At 68.8% G+C, this 15,885-nt stretch carries 14 protein-coding genes; 5 read left to right on the forward strand and 9 right to left on the reverse strand.

What is annotated here, in order from left to right; translation table 11 throughout:
* Positions 1-13 precede the first annotated feature (13 nt).
* Positions 14-1,240, reverse strand: a complete 1,227-nt coding sequence (locus ACR81A_RS09835) for a M20 family metallopeptidase (RefSeq protein ID WP_440311706.1) — start codon at positions 1,238-1,240, stop codon at positions 14-16.
* An 80-nt stretch (positions 1,241-1,320) separates the two neighbouring features.
* Entirely contained in the window at positions 1,321-2,796 is a 1,476-nt protein-coding gene (locus ACR81A_RS09840; protein WP_440311707.1) for an MFS transporter, read from the reverse strand.
* A gap of 109 nt (positions 2,797-2,905) precedes the next feature.
* On the opposite strand from ACR81A_RS09840, the gene ACR81A_RS09845 reads away from it, so the two are divergent.
* The gene (locus ACR81A_RS09845) at positions 2,906-3,913 is read left to right on the forward strand and encodes an Lrp/AsnC family transcriptional regulator (protein WP_202381273.1); all 1,008 of its coding nucleotides are present in this window, start codon (positions 2,906-2,908) and stop codon (positions 3,911-3,913) included.
* Here the strand turns inward: ACR81A_RS09845 and ACR81A_RS09850 are convergent.
* The 4 genes from ACR81A_RS09850 to ACR81A_RS09865 all read right to left on the reverse strand — a co-directional run bounded on the left by ACR81A_RS09850 (position 3,861) and on the right by ACR81A_RS09865 (position 7,128).
* The gene (locus ACR81A_RS09850; protein WP_440311708.1) at positions 3,861-4,838 is read right to left on the reverse strand and encodes a pseudouridine synthase; all 978 of its coding nucleotides are present in this window, start codon (positions 4,836-4,838) and stop codon (positions 3,861-3,863) included. The genes ACR81A_RS09845 and ACR81A_RS09850 overlap by 53 nt on opposite strands.
* Before the next feature lie 26 nt (positions 4,839-4,864).
* A complete protein-coding gene (gene arfB, locus ACR81A_RS09855) occupies positions 4,865-5,287 on the reverse strand; it encodes an alternative ribosome rescue aminoacyl-tRNA hydrolase ArfB (RefSeq protein WP_202381271.1) in 423 nt (140 codons plus the stop codon).
* A gap of 63 nt (positions 5,288-5,350) precedes the next feature.
* Positions 5,351-5,854, reverse strand: a complete 504-nt coding sequence (locus tag ACR81A_RS09860) for a general stress protein (protein WP_237462243.1) — start codon at positions 5,852-5,854, stop codon at positions 5,351-5,353.
* 86 nt (positions 5,855-5,940) lie between these two features.
* Complete coding sequence (locus ACR81A_RS09865) at positions 5,941-7,128, reverse strand: YncE family protein (RefSeq protein ID WP_440311709.1); 1,188 nt, start codon at positions 7,126-7,128, stop codon at positions 5,941-5,943.
* Positions 7,129-7,287: 159 nt separating this feature from the next.
* Between ACR81A_RS09865 and ACR81A_RS09870 the strand changes: the two genes are divergently transcribed.
* The 3 genes from ACR81A_RS09870 to ACR81A_RS09880 all read left to right on the forward strand — a co-directional run bounded on the left by ACR81A_RS09870 (position 7,288) and on the right by ACR81A_RS09880 (position 10,339).
* Positions 7,288-8,556 carry a magnesium transporter MgtE N-terminal domain-containing protein gene (locus tag ACR81A_RS09870; RefSeq protein WP_440311710.1) on the forward strand — a complete coding sequence of 423 codons (1,269 nt, stop codon included), beginning with the start codon at positions 7,288-7,290 and terminating at the stop codon, positions 8,554-8,556.
* The gene (locus ACR81A_RS09875) at positions 8,553-9,140 is read left to right on the forward strand and encodes a DUF1003 domain-containing protein (protein ID WP_440311711.1); all 588 of its coding nucleotides are present in this window, start codon (positions 8,553-8,555) and stop codon (positions 9,138-9,140) included. Before ACR81A_RS09870 ends, ACR81A_RS09875 begins: the two co-directional genes overlap by 4 nt.
* A 71-nt stretch (positions 9,141-9,211) precedes the next feature.
* Positions 9,212-10,339: a P-loop NTPase gene (locus tag ACR81A_RS09880; protein WP_440313146.1), complete on the forward strand. Its 1,128-nt coding sequence runs from the start codon at positions 9,212-9,214 to the stop codon at positions 10,337-10,339.
* 74 nt (positions 10,340-10,413) lie between these two features.
* Here ACR81A_RS09880 and ACR81A_RS09885 read toward each other — a convergent pair whose 3' ends face one another.
* On the reverse strand, positions 10,414-12,222 hold the full coding sequence (locus ACR81A_RS09885; RefSeq protein ID WP_202381266.1) for a putative bifunctional diguanylate cyclase/phosphodiesterase: 1,809 nt from the start codon (positions 12,220-12,222) through the stop codon (positions 10,414-10,416).
* Positions 12,223-12,238: 16 nt separating this feature from the next.
* On the reverse strand, positions 12,239-12,613 hold the full coding sequence (locus ACR81A_RS09890) for a twin-arginine translocase TatA/TatE family subunit (protein WP_202381265.1): 375 nt from the start codon (positions 12,611-12,613) through the stop codon (positions 12,239-12,241).
* A gap of 204 nt (positions 12,614-12,817) precedes the next feature.
* Between ACR81A_RS09890 and ACR81A_RS09895 the strand changes: the two genes are divergently transcribed.
* Positions 12,818-13,450 (forward strand): class I SAM-dependent methyltransferase, encoded by a 633-nt coding sequence (locus ACR81A_RS09895; protein WP_202381264.1) that lies wholly within the window; start codon positions 12,818-12,820, stop codon positions 13,448-13,450.
* Between the two features lie 113 nt (positions 13,451-13,563).
* Here the strand turns inward: ACR81A_RS09895 and ACR81A_RS09900 are convergent, their stop codons facing one another.
* Positions 13,564-15,636, reverse strand: coding sequence for an alkaline phosphatase family protein (locus tag ACR81A_RS09900; protein ID WP_440311712.1), 2,073 nt, complete (start codon positions 15,634-15,636; stop codon positions 13,564-13,566).
* Positions 15,637-15,885: the final 249 nt, after the last annotated feature.

Genomic DNA, 15,885 nt, shown 5'->3' on the forward strand with positions numbered 1-15,885 from the left:
GTGCGCCATCCCCCTACACGGGCAGCGGCGCATCGGCCCAGTGGCCGCGCGGGTGGGGCGCGCGGTCGCGCTGCGCGGAGAGCAGCCGATCCCGCACCTCGGTATCCTCCACCGCAGCGATCGCGGTGCGCGCGAGCGCGATCGCACCGTTGAGCACCGCAGCATCGCCCGCGGGCGATACCACTGCGGCCGCGAACTCGTGCTGGTGCGGCGTCGCGGTGGTGCCGTCGAGCGCGATCATCGGGTGGATCGCGGGCAGGTAGCGCGACACGTCACCCATGTCGGTCGAGCCGAGCGTCATCCCGGGGCCCCACGCGGTCGCGTCCTCGCCGCGAAGCTCCGCGAGCGCGCCGTCGAAGAACTCCGACAGATCGGGATCCTGCAGGAGTGGCGCGTAGCCCGGCGTCGGCACTGCGATATCGACGGAGCAGCCTGCGGCGAGCGCAGCGCCCTCGACGACCTGGCGCACCCGGGACTTCGCGGTGTCCCACGACTCGGCGGTGTTGCCGCGGATTTCGAGCTGCATCGTCGCGGTCTCGGGAATGACGTTCACCGCAGAGCCCGTCGTGGCGATCGAGGAGATGACCACATCGCTCGGCATGTGCTGGCGGAGGAGCCCGATTCCCACCTCAGTGAGTGTCACGGCGCTGCCCGCGTTGATGCCCTCCTGCGGGGCGAAGGCGGCGTGCGCGGGCTTGCCGTGGAACGTGACCTCGCAGTAGTCGAGCGCCTGGCTGCTGCCGCCCGCGGTGCGGATCTGGCCTGCGCCGGCCGCGTGCACCATGAGGGAGAACGTCGCGTCGTCCCAGGCGCCCCGCTCGAGCATGATGACTTTGCCGCCGCCGTTCTCCTCCGCGGGGGTGCCGAGGAACACGATGCGGCAGCGGAGCTCGTCCGCGACCTCGCGCAGGCCGAGCGCGGCCCCCACACCCGCCGCGGCGATGATGTTGTGGCCGCAGGCGTGCCCCACCCCGGGCAGGGCATCGTACTCGCCCACCACCGCGATCGTCACCTCGCCCGTGCCGTAGCTTGCGCGGATGGCGGTGGGCAGCTCGTAGGCGCCGAGCTGCACATCGAACCCGACCTCGGCGAGTGCGGCAGCGACTCGCGCCGCCGCGCGGTGCTCCTGGAACCCGGGTTCCGGGTCCGCCCCGATCGCGTGGCTGAGTTCGAGGAGCGCGTCGCTTGCCTGGCGGATTGTTTGCTCTGCGCGCTGCTGGGTGGATGAAGCGGTGGTCATGGTGCTGCCTTCTGGTGTGGGCGGGCCGGCGACGGGGCGGCCGCCGGCCCGCGGGTGGAGTGGGGTCTGCTGCGCGAACGCTAGGGCGTGACGAGCGGCTCTGCGGGCGCGGTCATCACGGCCTCGGTGCGGTCCGACTGGCGGCGGCTGAGGAAGAGCGCGAGCGCGGCGGAGAGGAGCAGGCAGCCCGCGAACACCGCCCACGTCACCTGGAACGAGCTCAGCGCGGGCACAGCCACCCCGTCCGCGTTCTGTTCGGCGAGCACGAGTGTCGCCATGATCGCCGCAACCAGCGCCCCCGCAACCGAGCCGCCGAGCGAGCGCAGGCAGTTGTAGAGGCCTGACAGGGTGGTCGCGACGTTGAGCGGGGCGCGCGCGACGATCACGCCGGGCAGGATGCCGAGCGCCACCCATGAGGCGAACGAGTTCAGCGCGAGGAGCAGAGTGACGATCACGGGCGATGCCGGGGCCGTGAGCATGAGGAGGAGGGCCGCAGCCGAAACGAATGCGGCCGCGGCAACGGCGCGGGAGGTGCCGAGCGCGCGGACGGCGAGTGGGGCGACGAATGCGCCGAGGCTCGAGCACAGGAACACGAGCGAGACGATGAGGCCAGCGTTCCCCGTGCTCATGCCGGTGCCGTAGCCGACCTCACCCGGGTGGGCGGTGAGGTAGAGCGTCGTGGGCGTCGACATGCCGAACGCGGTGAGGGCGATGAGGAAGCCGAGGATCATGGGGATGCCGAGCTTGACGCGCCGCAGCACGGTGAAGTCGAGCAGGGGCGACGCCACCCGGGACTCCACGAGGACAAAGATGATCGCGCCGATCACGCCGCCGATGAGCGCGGCGAGCGTTGCGGGGTGCAGCCAGCCGAGCTCGGTGCCCGCGGTGAGCCCGTACATGAGTGCGCCGAGCGAGCCGCTGAAGAGAATCGCGCCGAGCCAGTCGACGGTGTTCTCGCGGTTGCCGGTGTCGCGCGGCAGGCAGAAATGCACGGCGGCGGCGAGCAGGAAGAGTGGGATCGCGGGGATCGCCTGCGTGAGTGCAAGGTCTCCCGTTGCGTCCATGATTGCGCCGCTCAAGAGGCTCCCGAGCGCGATGCCGAGCGTCAGCGTGCCCACAAGGGCGCTCACGATGCGGTTCGCCTGTGCGGGGCGCTGCTCCTTCAGGATTCCCATCTCGATGGGCAGGAACGCGGCGACCGGTCCCTGCACCGCGGCCCCGATCAGCACGAATGCGAACGAGGGCGCGAAGGCGATCATCGCGCTGCCGACTGCGGTGAGCGCGATCGCGATGACGAGCAGGGCGCGCTTCCCGTAGCGGTCGGCGAGCATCGAGAAGAACGGGACACACATCGCCGAGGTGAGCATCGTGATCATGAAGTAGAGGCTGATCGAGCCAGCTGGCACCCCGTGGAAACGGGCGATCTCACCGAGCAGCGGCATGATCCAGCCCTGGATGAGTCCGGCGAAGAGTTCGACGGCGAGGAACGTGGGAACGAGGAGCCGCGCTCTGCCCTCGAGGCGGAGGTGGGTGGTGACGGCGCTGTCGATGGTCATGTGGTCGTTTCCTGACGTGCAGTGGTGAATGAGGGAACGGATCGGTACTCTGACAGAGCGTGCAGGATTTTGGATGAAATGCGCGTACTCTGCATTTGGAGGGTCGCAGATGACAGATATTTCTCTTGATGAGTTAGATTTCCAGATAATTCACGCGCTACAGATTGACCCGCGCGTGCGTTGGAATGCGCTCTCCGGCGTGCTCGGCGTCGACGCGCACACGCTGGCGCGCAGGTGGCAGCGCCTCGTCGATGGCGGTGCGGTCTGGCTGAGCGCCATGCAAGGCATCAAGCGCTTGGACGCGCTCGCGCTCATCGAGGTGGATAGCTTCCCCGGACAGGTCATCGCCGCGGCACAAGCGATCGCGGAGCTCCCCGGGGTGGCCTCGATCGAACTCGCCACGGGCGCGTGCGATCTCTTCATCACGCTGTTTGCGCGCGACGAAGACGCGCTCGCCCGGTTCCTCCTCGAGGAGATCGGCACGATCCCCGAGATTCGCGCGGTTCGTTCGCACCTCGTGAGCGATGTGGCGAAAGAGGGCTCGGACTGGACTATTCAGGCGCTCAGCGCGGCACAGTGCGCGCGCATTCCGGCACCCCGACCAGCACGCGAGGCATCCGCGAAGCGAATTGACCCTGCGCTCGCCACGGCGATCCGGGAGGCCCTGCAGAACGATGTGCGCATGCCCGTCACCGAGTTGGGCGCGCGCGTGGGCGTCAGCGGGCAGCGCGCCGCCGACGCGCTCGCGCGGCTCCGCCAGCAGGGGCAGCTGCAGCTTCGCGCAGACATGTCGGAGCGGTTCAACCCCTACCCTGCGGTGAATTGGTTGTTTCTGCAGCTCCCCGCGCCCCGCCTCGCTGACGCTCTCGAGGCCTTCGTCTCGGTGCCGGCCGTGCAGTTCGCCGCGAGCTCCACGGGCCCGGCGAACGCGATCGTTGCGATCGGTGCGCGCGACCGGCGCGGCCTTGTCACCGCCGAGATCGCGCTCTCCCAGCTGGTGCCCGAGCTCGCGGTGACGAACCGCATGACCATGCTGCGGCTCTACCGGCACCTCGGGCGCGAGGTCAATGGCTTTGAGCAGACGACGGGGCGAGCGGGAATGGCCGGTCGCTCGTAAACTCCCGGGCTGTGCCGTCCACCGGGTCGGTGAACGTCAGCTCGCTCGCGAGCAACTGCAGCGGGGTACTGAAGTCGTCCACCGCGACATCGAGCACATCCGGGTAGAGCGGATCGCCCGCCATCGGAATGCCGAGCCCCAAAAGGTGCAGGCGCAACTGGTGCGTCTTCCCGGTGCGCGGCGTCAGCCGGTAGGCGCCCCAGCGGCCCGACGGGGAGCTCCCCCAGTCGGCGTGCACCTCCTCGGGCACGAGTTCGCGCTCAAGCTCGACGAGCGACTCCGCGTTCGGCTCTGCACCGGGAACCACCATGCCCTGCCACGTCCCGTGCTCCTTGCGCAGGTGGTTCACCACCGTGGTCGGTAGTTCGAGCTCGGGCCGCAGCGCGGCAGCGGCACGGTAGGTCTTCGCGACCTCGCCGCGCATGAACATGCTCTGGTATGCCCCGCGCCACCGCTTCTCGGTGGCGAGGAGCAGCAGGCCAGAGGTCACCCGATCGAGCCGGTGCATCGGAGTGAGTTCGGGGAGGCCCAACTCATCGCGCATTCGCACGACGACGCTCTCGCGGATGTGCTTCCCGCGCGGAATCGAGGAGAGGAACGGCGGCTTGTCGATCACCACGATCCGTTCGTCGCGGTGCACCACGCGGATCTCGCCCGGCACCGGCGCCTCCTCGGGCAGATCCCGGTAAAACCACACGAACGTGTTGGGCCGGTACTCGGCATCCGCGAGGAACGGTTCCCCAGATTGGCGCACGAAGCGCTCGTCCGCCAGAAACGCGTCGACATCGATGTGCTGCGCGAGCCGGGATACGAGCCACGCGCGCATGGTGGGCCACGGCTGCGGGTTCGTCGCATCGAAGTCGGGCGTGCGCATCCAGGCCGCATCCAGGCCGAGACGTTGCGGCAGAGGAGAACGCGGAGGCATCAGGCGATTCTACCGCGCAGCGGCGCTTACTCGGCGGTGGGCCGGCGGCGCTGCTGCTTTGTCTGCGAGCGACGCCCCTTCTCGTCGAGTCTGCGGCGCTGCGATCCCCGGGTCGGCTTCGTTGCGCGCCGCGCGGGCCCATCGGGTGCGAGCGCATCGGCGATGATTCCCGCGAGGCGATCCCGCGCTGATTGTCGATTGCGCAGCTGCGACCGCCGTTCCGAGGCCGCGACCGTGAGCACGCCGCCCACGAGGCGGGCACCCAAGCGTTCGGTAAGCCGAGCGCGCTGTGCGTCGCTCAGCGCAGCGGAATCGGTGACGCTCCAGAACAGCTCAACCCTGCTGTCTGAGGTGTTGACGTGCTGACCGCCCGGCCCGGAGGAGCGCGAGAAGCGCCAACGCAGTTCCGCCGCGGGAATCGTCAGCCCGCGGCCAATCTCGAGATCCATCTCTGCGTCACTCCGGCTGGTGCGATGCGCTGTCCCGCAGCCGCGGGGCAGCGCGATCGCGCGCTACTGCTGCTGCACCGAGTCCGTGAGGACCTGACGCGCCTGGTGCACAAGCTCCGGCTCAGTGATCAGGTCGTAGCGCGTGGCGACCATCTGCATCACGGAGGAGAAGTCGCGGCGATTGCGGTTCATCGCGTACGACAACACACCGAAGAGCATGCCGAAGCCCGCGCCGATCACCACGGCGGAGAGGAACACCCCCAGGATCGCCGAGTTGTCGGGCTGGAAGATGAAGAGCAGCAGGCCAAGGAACAGACCGAGGTACGCGCCCGACAGCGCTCCCATGAGCGCGATGCGGCCGTACGTCAGTCGGCCTGTGACGCGCTCGACGCTGCGCACATCGTTGCCGACGATGCTGATGCGCTGCACGGGGAAGCTGGCGCGCGCAAGCACGTCGACCGCGTGCTTCGCGTCCTCGTAGCGATCGTAGGTGGAGACGATGTCGCCCTTCGGGATCTCCGGCATCAGCGGGAGGCGCGAGGATGACATGGGGCCTGGTGTGCTCATGTCCCGATTCTCCCACCTGATGCGGTGATTCGCACGATTCTTTCGCGTGCGGCGCATTTCTTGCGCGATCGGGATCGGGGCCGTGCTCACGGAATCGCGATGATCGCCTGAGGGTATCCGGGCACGGGGATCTCGCGCGGTGTGGCAGCGTCGTCGGCGCTGAGCGCCACGAGCGTCACGCCGTCCCACCCCAGATCACGGGTGTTCCCGCCCGCGACCGCGGCAAATTGCGCGCCGTCCGCCGCACGCCACACGGCGACCGTCTCGTGGGGCACGTCGAGCGGCACGATGCGCTCGGCGCCACTCGAGGTGTCGAGGATCGAGAGGTTCGCGCCCCCGTCCGCGTTGCCGAACGCCCCGGTTCCCACGGTGAGCAGCGTGGTGTCAGCAAGCGCGGCGCCGTGCGAGTGCGAGTTTGCCGAACTCGCAAGCGCGGTGCTCTCCCCCGTCTTCGGGTTGAGCCGCACCACGGTGAGTCCCTGCACGGGGAGGAGGATCGTGCCGTCGGGGGCGACCGCCCCGTAGTGCACCTTCTCCCAAGATGCGAGCCCGCCCTCCGTGCCGAACGGCGCCACCTCGTGCGTGGTCGCAGCGAACGAGCTGGTATCCACCACGGTCACCGAGAAGCTGTCGTGGTCGATCGACGCGACCCACGCACCGTCGGGGGCGATGAGCACGTCGAACGGGCGCACCCCAACGGGCACGCTCTCGATCACGCTGCGGCTCGCGGTGTCCACGACTTCGAGCCAGGCCGGCCCCTCGCCCAGGGTCACCGCGACGTACACGCGGGCACCGTCGGGCGATACAGCGAGCCCCAGCCCACCCGGGCGGTACTCCCCCTGCGCAATGCGCGGGGCCGGGTGTGCATACGGGACGAGTGCCACGCGCTCGCCGGCCCCGAGGTCGACGACCGCAAGGCCCTCCGCGGTTGCCGCATACACGGTCGTCGCGCCCGCAGCGTCCGTGTGCGCTCCGACGCCCCACGGCGCTGCCCCCACCCGGATGCGCTGCGTCACCGCGTCGTTCTCCCGGGCCGGATCAATCACGGCAATCTCGTCGCTGTGCGCCAGCGAGGCGACCAGCAGCTGCGCGGGGGCGGGGCTCGGCTCCGGCTCAGCGGTGGGAATCGGCTCGGGATCCGCGCCGGCGCCGGGCGCCGCTCCGCTCCCCGCGCCGCCGGGCTCGGGTGCGCAGGCCACGAGGCCCAGCGCCGCGACCGCGGGCAGCGCGAGGAGAAGCCTGCGGCTGACGTGTGCGCTCGAGTTGGGGGCCATGCGCTCAGTGTGCCTGATCCCGGCTGAGCAGCGGCTCCAGACCGGGGAACTCACCGCGCGGCGGCACGCGGGGGCCTGGGGCTCGCGCGGCCACGATCCCGATCGAGCCACGCACGAGTTCACGCGCGCGAACACAGGTGAGCGCGCTAGCGTAGTGGTGTGAGGACATCGAGGGTATTCGTGGGGCGGCTCGCTGGACGCAGCGTGTTCGATCCGGTGGGCGACCGCATCGGCAAGGTGCGCGATGTGCTCGTCGTGTTCCGCGCGGCGGGAGCGCCGCGCGTGGTCGGTCTGATCGTCGAGATCCCGGGCAAACGCCGCGTGTTTGTGCCGATCAGCCGGGTCACCTCGATTGGCTCCGGGCAGGTCATCACGACCGGCCTCATCAACGTGCGCCGGTTCGAGCAGCGCGGCGGGGAGACCCGCATGATCGCGGAGCTCATCGGCCGCGATGTGCAACTCGCGGCCGAGACCGCGGGAGCCGTGCCGGTGACCGCGCGCATCGAGGATGCCGCGATCGAGCGCTCACGCTCGGGCGAGTGGCTCGTATCCGAGGTGTTTGTGCGACTCCCGAAGCCGGCCGCGCCGTTCAGCCGTGGCGATGCGAAGACCGTCCGCTGGTCTGAGATCCGGCTGCCGGCCGCGGGCGCGCAGTCCGCTGAGCTCTTCATTCAGACCATGGTCGATCTGAAGCCCGCCGACCTCGCGGAGGCGCTGCTCGAGCTTCCCCAAGCGCGCATGATCGAGGTGGTGGGCGAGCTGCCCGACGCCCGCGTGGCCGACGCGCTCGAGGAGATGAGCGAACCCGATCAGCTCGCGCTGCTCGCAAATCTGCGCCCCGATCGCACCGCCGATGTGCTCGACCGGATGGAGCCGGACGATGCCGCCGACCTCATTTCCGCGCTGCCCGCAGCGAAGGGCGAGGAGCTTCTCGACCTCATGGAACCGGAGGAGGCCGAAGACGTGCGCCGGCTCCTCGAGTACGACGCCGACACGGCGGGCGGTCTGATGAGCCCATCGCCGATCGTGCTCTCCGCGGAGTCGAGCGTGGCGGAGGGGCTCGCGATGATCCGTCGTGCCGAGATTCCCCCGGCGATGGCCTCGGCCGTGTATGTGACGCACCCGCCATACGAGACGCCCACGGGCGAGTACCTTGGCATGGCGCACTTCCAGCGGATGCTCCGCTTCCCGCCGCACGAGCGTCTCGTCGCGCTCGTCGATACCGAGATCGAGGCCGTCACCGTGCACGCGAGCGCGGCCGAAGTGTCGCGCCGGCTCGCGAGCTACGACCTCGTGGCGTTGCCCGTCGTAGACGACCAGAACCGCCTGGTGGGCGTAGTGACCGTTGACGACGTGCTCGACCACCTGCTGCCCGATGATTGGCGGCACGCCGACGACGAGGTCATCGCGCCGGGAGCAGAGCGATGAGGCTGTTCGGCCGGGACCCGGGTCTGGACGCGCCCCGACAGGCCGGCTCCCGTGCGGCACGAAGCGGTGGCGGAGACGCCGCTCGGGTAAGCGGCAATGAGCGCTTCGGCCGCTGGACCGAGAGCATTGCTCGCGGCATGGGCACGCCGTGGTTCCTGCTCATCCTCACGCTGTTCTGCATCGCGTGGCTCGCGTGGAACACCTTCGGCCCCGAGCACGTGCGCTTCGATTCCGCCGCCCTCGGATTCACCGCACTGACGCTCATCCTGTCGCTGCAGGCGTCGTATGCAGCCCCAATGATCCTGCTCGCGCAGAATCGCCAGGACGACCGTGACCGCGTGCAGATCGAGCAGGATCGGCAGCGTTCCGAGCGTGCCCTCGCCGACACCGAGTTCCTCGCCCGCGAGGTCGTCGCGCTGCGCCTAGCGATGAAGGACTTGCCGGACCGCGAGTTCTTGCGTGCCGAGCTGCGCGCGCTCCTCGCCGAGCTTGAGCAGGATGAGCCAGCCCCCGAGCAGACGCCAGCTCCCGAGCCGGTGCCTGAACTGGAGCCTGAGACTGACCCCGAGGAGACCGAGAAGTGACGGCCGACGACCATTCGGAGGGAGACGCCCTCACCGGCGCCCCGGACGACGCGAGTGCGGCCGAGCGCGCGGTGTGGAGCGAGCTCGGGCGCGTGCGAGATCCCGAAATCTTGCGCCCCATCACCGAGCTCGGCATGGTGCGTGAGGTTCTCGTGGACGAGGCGGGGAACGCGGACGTGTCGATCCTGCTTACGATCGCCGGGTGTCCTGCAGCACGCAGGATCGAGGCTGACACACAGGCCGCAGCAGCCGCGGCGAGCGGTGTCGCAGCGGCGACCGTGCACGTGGGCGTGATGACGCCGGCGGAGCGCCGCGCGTTCACCGACCGCGTGCGCGGCCCGGGCGGCGCTCGCCCTGTGCAGTTTGGCCCCGACTCGCTGACGCGGGTCATCGCGGTGACGAGCGGGAAGGGCGGGGTTGGCAAGTCGTCACTCACTGCTGGGCTCGCGGTCGCGCTTGCGGAGCAGGGTCTCGCCGTCGGACTCATCGATGCCGACGTCTTCGGGTTCTCGATTCCGGGCGTCCTCGGGCTCAGCCGTGACGGGCGCGTCGAACAGCCCACGCGCGTCGACGACATGATCTTGCCTCCCGTCGCGCACGGGGTGAAGGTCATCTCGATCGGCATGTTCCTCGGCGACGCTGACCCGCGCACCACCGCCGTATCGTGGCGCGGCCCCATGCTGCACCGCACCATCGAGCAGTTCCTGCGCGACGTGTGGTTCGGCGACCTCGATGTGCTTCTCCTCGACCTGCCGCCCGGCACGGGCGACATCGCAATCAGCGTGGGCCAACTGCTCCCCCATGCCGAGGTGCTCGTCGTCACGACTCCGCAGGAGGCGGCGGCAGACGTCGCGGTGCGGAGCGCCCTCGTCGCCCGGCAGACCGGGCAACGCGTCATCGGCGTGGTCGAGAACATGGCAGGCCTCGTGCAACCGGACGGCTCCGTGATCGACGTGTTCGGCTCCGGGGGCGGCGCACTCGTTGCAGAGCGGTTGAGCGACGACGAGCACGGCGAGGTGCCCCTCCTCGGCAGCGTGCCCCTCAGCCCCGCCTTCCGCGCAGGCGGCGATGCGGGCGATCCCGCGGTGCTTTCTGATCCGAAGGATCCAGCCGCGGCAGCAGTGATCAGCGTGGCCCGCGCGATCGCCTCACGCGGGCGCGGGCTCGCCGGGCGCTCGCTCGGGCTCAGCGTCGGCTAGGACCCGCTCAGCTGCGAACCAGCTCAGCTGCGAACCAGCTCAGCTCAGCGTCAGGTCGCGCATCAACCGGCGCGTTAGACCGCGACGAGGCTTTCCCGCACCGGGCGCGGGCGGCCGAAGAGGTAGCCCTGGAACGCGTCGACCCCGATCTCGCGCAGCTTGTCGAATTGCTCTTCGGTCTCGACGCCCTCAGCGACGATCTGCAGGTTGAAGGTGCGGCCGAGCCACACGATCGTCTGCGCGATCGCGGCGGCCTGCACATCATCCACCACCGAAGAAACGAACGAGCGGTCGATCTTCAGCTGCTGCACGGGCAGCTGCTGCAGGTAGCTGAGCGACGAGTACCCCGTGCCGAAGTCATCAAGGGAGGACTGCACGCCCTGCGTGCGCAGCACGGCAAGCATCCCGACGGTGCGTTCGAGGTCGGTGTGCAGCACGCTCTCCGTAAGTTCGAGGGTGAGGCGCCCGGGCGGCACCCGGTGACGGGTGATGGCCTCGCGCACGCGGTCTGCAAAGCCATCGACGCGGAGCTGCCGTTCGCTGAGATTGACCGAGAAAGTGAGGTTTTCGCGCTCGGGATCGACGCTCCACCGCGCCAGCGTGCGGCAGGCTTCCTCGAGCACCCAATCGCCGATCTCGACGATCACCCCGGTCTGCTCGGCGAGCGGAATGAACTCGTCCGGCGCGACTGTGCCGAGCTCACTCGAGAACCAACGGATGAGGCCCTCCTCGCCGATGACGCGACGGTTTCGATCCACGATCGGCTGCGCGAACAGCTGCAGCTCGCCCTTCTCCATGCCGCGGTGCAGCTCCGAGATGAGCCGCACACGATCGCGCGCCTCGTGCAGCATGCGCTGCTGGAACTGCCGCAGCCTGCGCGGGCCACCCTCGCGACGCGCACGCTTGCGGGCGATCTCGGAGCACTTCACCACCTCGTGCGGATCATCCGTCACGATGTACTCGTTTGCGGGGCATGCCTCCGCACTCGGCGAGTCGTTCATGGCCTTCCGGCCCGGGCTCGTCCACAGCACGTACCCCACGCTCGCCGACGCGTCGATCACCACGCCTGAGCCCAGTTGCACCGGTCCCGCGAGCACCTCAAGCACCCGCTCGATGAGGTCGAGGCACGCACGCTCAGCCTCGCGGCAGTCCGCCCCGAAGTTGGGCAGCAGGATGCCGAACGTGTTCGAGCCAATTCGGCCAACGTGCGCCCGCTCGCCTTCGAGCCCGTGCAGCCGCTTGGAGGCCTCGAGCAGCAGGCGATCGCCCGCCTCAAAGCCAAACGCGTCGTTCACAACCGACAACTCGTCCACGCTGATGGACACGAACCCGCTGAAATCCTTCGCCGATCCCGTCTCGACCGCGGAGGAGATGGTGCGGAGCATCGACTCGCGGTTCACCAGCCCGGTCACGGAGTCGGTGTAGGCCAGGCGGCGCACCTGCTCCTCGGCCTGGTGCCGGGCGGTCTCCTCCGTGCGGATCGCGACATATCGTTCCGGCTTGCCGCGCTCATCGAGCAGCGGAATGATCGTGGTGTCGACCCAGTATTCCGTGCCGTCCTTTGCGCGGTTACAGATCTCGTCTTTCCAGACCTCACCGCGGCCAATCACACGCCACATCTCTTTGAAGAACTCTTTCGGCTGTCGCCCGGAGTTCACGATGCGGTGGGTCTGGCCGATCAGTTCCTCGCGCGAGTAGCGGGAGATCTCGCAGAAGCGATCATTCACGTAGGTGATGATGCCGCGCCGATCCGTGATCGCAACGATTGAGGTCGTATCGAGCGCGTACATGAGCTCATCGAGCACCTGGCGAGGAGCGATCTGGTCGGCCCCGAGCGGGCGCCTCCAGTCGCGGGGCTCCCCCGCTTCGACAGGGGAGGTCATGCGGAACCGTGGTTCATCATGTTGCCTCCTCGTCGAAGAATATGCCGCCCGCTGGAGGTTCCGCAAGAGATGCGGCGGCCGCGCGCTTCTCGGCGGCCTCATCCACTCGGGCGCGGCGAGCAGCGACGCGCGCTTCTCGCTCGTCTTCGACGAGCGCATCGCGAATAATGCGACGCGGGTCGTACTGCCTGGGATCGAGCTGCTTCCAGTCGACCTCGTCGAACTCGGGGCCCATCTCGTCACGGAGACGATCCTTGGCACCATCAGCCATTCGCTTGATGTTGCGTACGAGATCACCGAGCTTCTTCGCGTACATCGGCAGCCGGTCGGGTCCCACCACGAAGAGTGCGATCACCAAGATCACCAGCATCTTCTCGAACGTGAGTCCCATAAGCCTCTATCGTAGCGCTGATTCCCGCTCCAACGAGGTGGCGACGCCCCCGTTCTCTGCCCGCTGAGTACTCGCCTCGCCCCGTTCGCAGCGTGGGACACCACCACACGCCACCCGTGGCCCTACGCTAGAGACAGCGTGTGGCCAGCGCCCGCAGAGATGCGTGCTCCACGGGGCTCGCGCGCAACATTTTCGGAGGGAAACGTGAGCAAGCTCGAACGCAATTGGCAGTACGCCGAACAGTACCCGGGGGAAACCGACGCGCTCGTCCGGGCTCGACGCCTCTCGCTCGAACTGGGCATTGAGCCCGTGAGCCGATCCATCGGAGCGCAGCTCTCCGGACTCGCGGTCCTGACTCGCGCGCAGGCGATCTGCGAGGTGGGAACCGGTGTCGGCGTGAGCGGACTCTCGCTGCTCCGCCACGCACACGATGCAACGCTCACCACCATCGAGATCGAGCCGGAGCACCTGCGCGAGGCACGCACGATGTTTTCTGAAGCAGGTATCCCCGCCGCGCGTCTCCGTGCGATTGAGGGCGACGCACGCCACGTCATGCCCCGGCTGAATCTCGATTCCTACGACATGGTGCTGCTTGACGCGGACCCGGCGCAGCTCCTTGAGCACTTCGAGTACGCGCTGGGCATCGTCCGGCAAGGCGGCTGCATCATCGTGCCGGGCGCCTTCGCCCACGGTCGAGTGCCAGACCCCGCGGCGCGCGACGCGGAAACCCAGGCGGTGCGCGATCTCCTGACCCTCGTCGCAGAGTCGTCCGCGATCGCGCCAATGCTCTCTCCCGAGGGAGACGGTCTCCTCACGCTCGTGCGCCTCGACGGCTAGTTCCCAGACCACGCCATCAATGCAACGGGCCCGGCCACATTGGCCGGGCCCGTTCTGTGCGTCTTGCGCACGGTGGGTGAGAACGGGGCGACGCCCGCCCTCACCCTCCTCGCCTAGGCGAGCGGACCTGCGTCCGAGCCTCCTCGGCGTGAGCGCACCGCGAGCAGCACGCCGCCACCGAGCAGCGCAGCAGCGACTGCACCGCCGACGAGCAGGGCAGGCACGGATCCACCGGTGACTGCGAGCTCACCCGAGGGAAGCGGTGACCCACCGGATTCGCCGGGCTGCGTCGTCCCGGCGCCCGCGTCGGTGCCCGGCTTCGGATCGGGCTTCGGCTCAGGCTTCGGCTCAGGCTCCGGATCGGTACCGGTGTCTGCCGCGATGACCGCGAGCGGCAGGGCGAGCTCGGTTCCATCGGCACGCACGACCACGAGGCTGTGCGCGCCAGCCGGGGTGGTCGCGGGGATCTCAACCTCGGTGGCCAGCGCGCCGTCCGCACCAGCTGTCGCCGTTCCCAGCAGTTGCGGTGCGGAGCGCAGCTCGAGGCTCAGTTCCTCGCCCGCCACGAACCCGGTGCCGGTGACGCTCACGCGCTCGCCCGCGGTGACCTGCTCCACCGACAGTGCAATCTCGGCCGGAACGATCGGGGCGTCGGGCTGACCGAAGCGCACCTGGTCGATCGCCCAGAATGCGCTGTTGTTGCCCGAGTACGAGAACTGCAGGCTGAGCGTCTTCGGAAGGGCGCCGGCCGCATCACGCGGCAGCTCAATCGTGTGCCGTTCAACCGTGTTCACCGGGTTCGCACGGGTGCCGTCTGCCGGGTAGTCGATCAGCTTCTGGCGCGGAGCACCCGATTCCTCGTCAAACACCACCCACACGCTGGCGCCCTGCGGGCCGTCAACCGCGTAGTCGGAGACGAACGACACATCGGCCGTTGCCGCGCCGTTCAGCTCGTACGCCGGGGTGACGAGCGTCGAATCAAACATGTTGCCGCCGCGCGGCGACACGTCAGCCCACTCGTCCGAATCCGCGACCGCGAACACGTCACGCGAGCGGACATTGTTCTCGCGATGCTGTCCAAGCTCGACGTTCGAGAAGAAATCGTCGGTCATGAACGTCCAGCCACGGAATTCGGGGGCGCCACCCGAGGGCATCTTCGAGTTGTCAACCGTCCATCCCTCGGGTGCAACGTCGGTCCAGCCCAGCAGCTGGCCCGGGCCAGTCTCCTGCGCGGCGACGCGCAGCTGCGGGCGCAGCGTGTCGAAGTCGTCGGCGACGAGATCGTTCACGGCGGCGCCATCGAGATCCCAGCCCTCGTCACGCGCAATCCCGTTGTGGGCGAGCACGGTCGGCGCGATGTCCGAGATCTTCACGTCGTGACGCACGGAGCCCGGGGCAAACTCGGCGCCCTGCGCGATCACGTGCGTCTTCCGCTCAAGCTTCGTGGAACCGCCGTGTCCGCCCTTCGGCGTGTGGCCGTGATCCGAAGTCAGCATGATGAGCCAGTCTTCCGAGGCGTAGCTCGGTCGCGACTGCACCGCGGCGATCATCTCGCCAATCTGTCGGTCGGCAACCACGAGCGCATCGCGATACGCCTGCGAGCTCGAGCCGCTGCTGTGGCCCGCACCGTCCACCTCGTCGAGGTGAACGAAGACGTCGTCCGTCGCGGGCTCCGCAAGCTTCGCGACGACCTGTGCCGTCGTATCCTTGTCGCCCGCGCCCTTCACCCGAGTGTCAACTGCTGCACCGAACACGGTGGTGGAGATCGGACCCCAGGTCCCAATTGCGGAGGTGCTGCGCTCGGGCTGCGCCGCCTCGATGCGAGTCAGGTAGTCGGGGTACTGATCGTACTTTGGCGCGGTGAAGTTATTGTCGACAACGTTGTGCTTGTCGGGCCACACGCCGGTCGCGATCGTCGACCAGCCAGCGCCGGAGACGGTGGGAGCCATCGGGTTGCCGGGCAAGTTGCTCGCCGCGGTCAGCCCGCCGGCCTGCAGTGCACGCACGTTGGGCAGCTCGGTCTCCGCCATGATGTCGAACGCGGCGCCGTCGACGCCGATCACCAGCGTCTTCGGGGTGGTGCCTTCGCTCGGCGCCGCCAGGGCGGCAGGGGCAACGCCCGCACAGACGCCGGTCACGCCCAGCGCGAGCGCGCCGATCGACGCGGCAATGGTGTGTTTCCTCACAGTGACTCGCTCCAAGATGTCTTGAGAAGTGGTGGATCGTCGCGACCGCTCCGGTCGCGCCGAAATCCAGTCTGCGCACTGCGAATCCGGGCGTCAGGGACACGCGCGAGCGTCACGGAAGCTTCCTCACCGCGTCACGCGGCGTTCAGTTGTCCACACAACTTGGAAATCGTCTGCGGGTGAGGCACTGCCAGCAAACCGCGCAGCCACCGAGTTCGCAGCCTCGCCACTGAGCGCCGCGTTCCGCGC

The sequence above is a fragment of the Leucobacter chromiireducens genome (genome assembly GCF_051993095.1).
Taxonomy (GTDB): domain Bacteria; phylum Actinomycetota; class Actinomycetes; order Actinomycetales; family Microbacteriaceae; genus Leucobacter; species Leucobacter chromiireducens.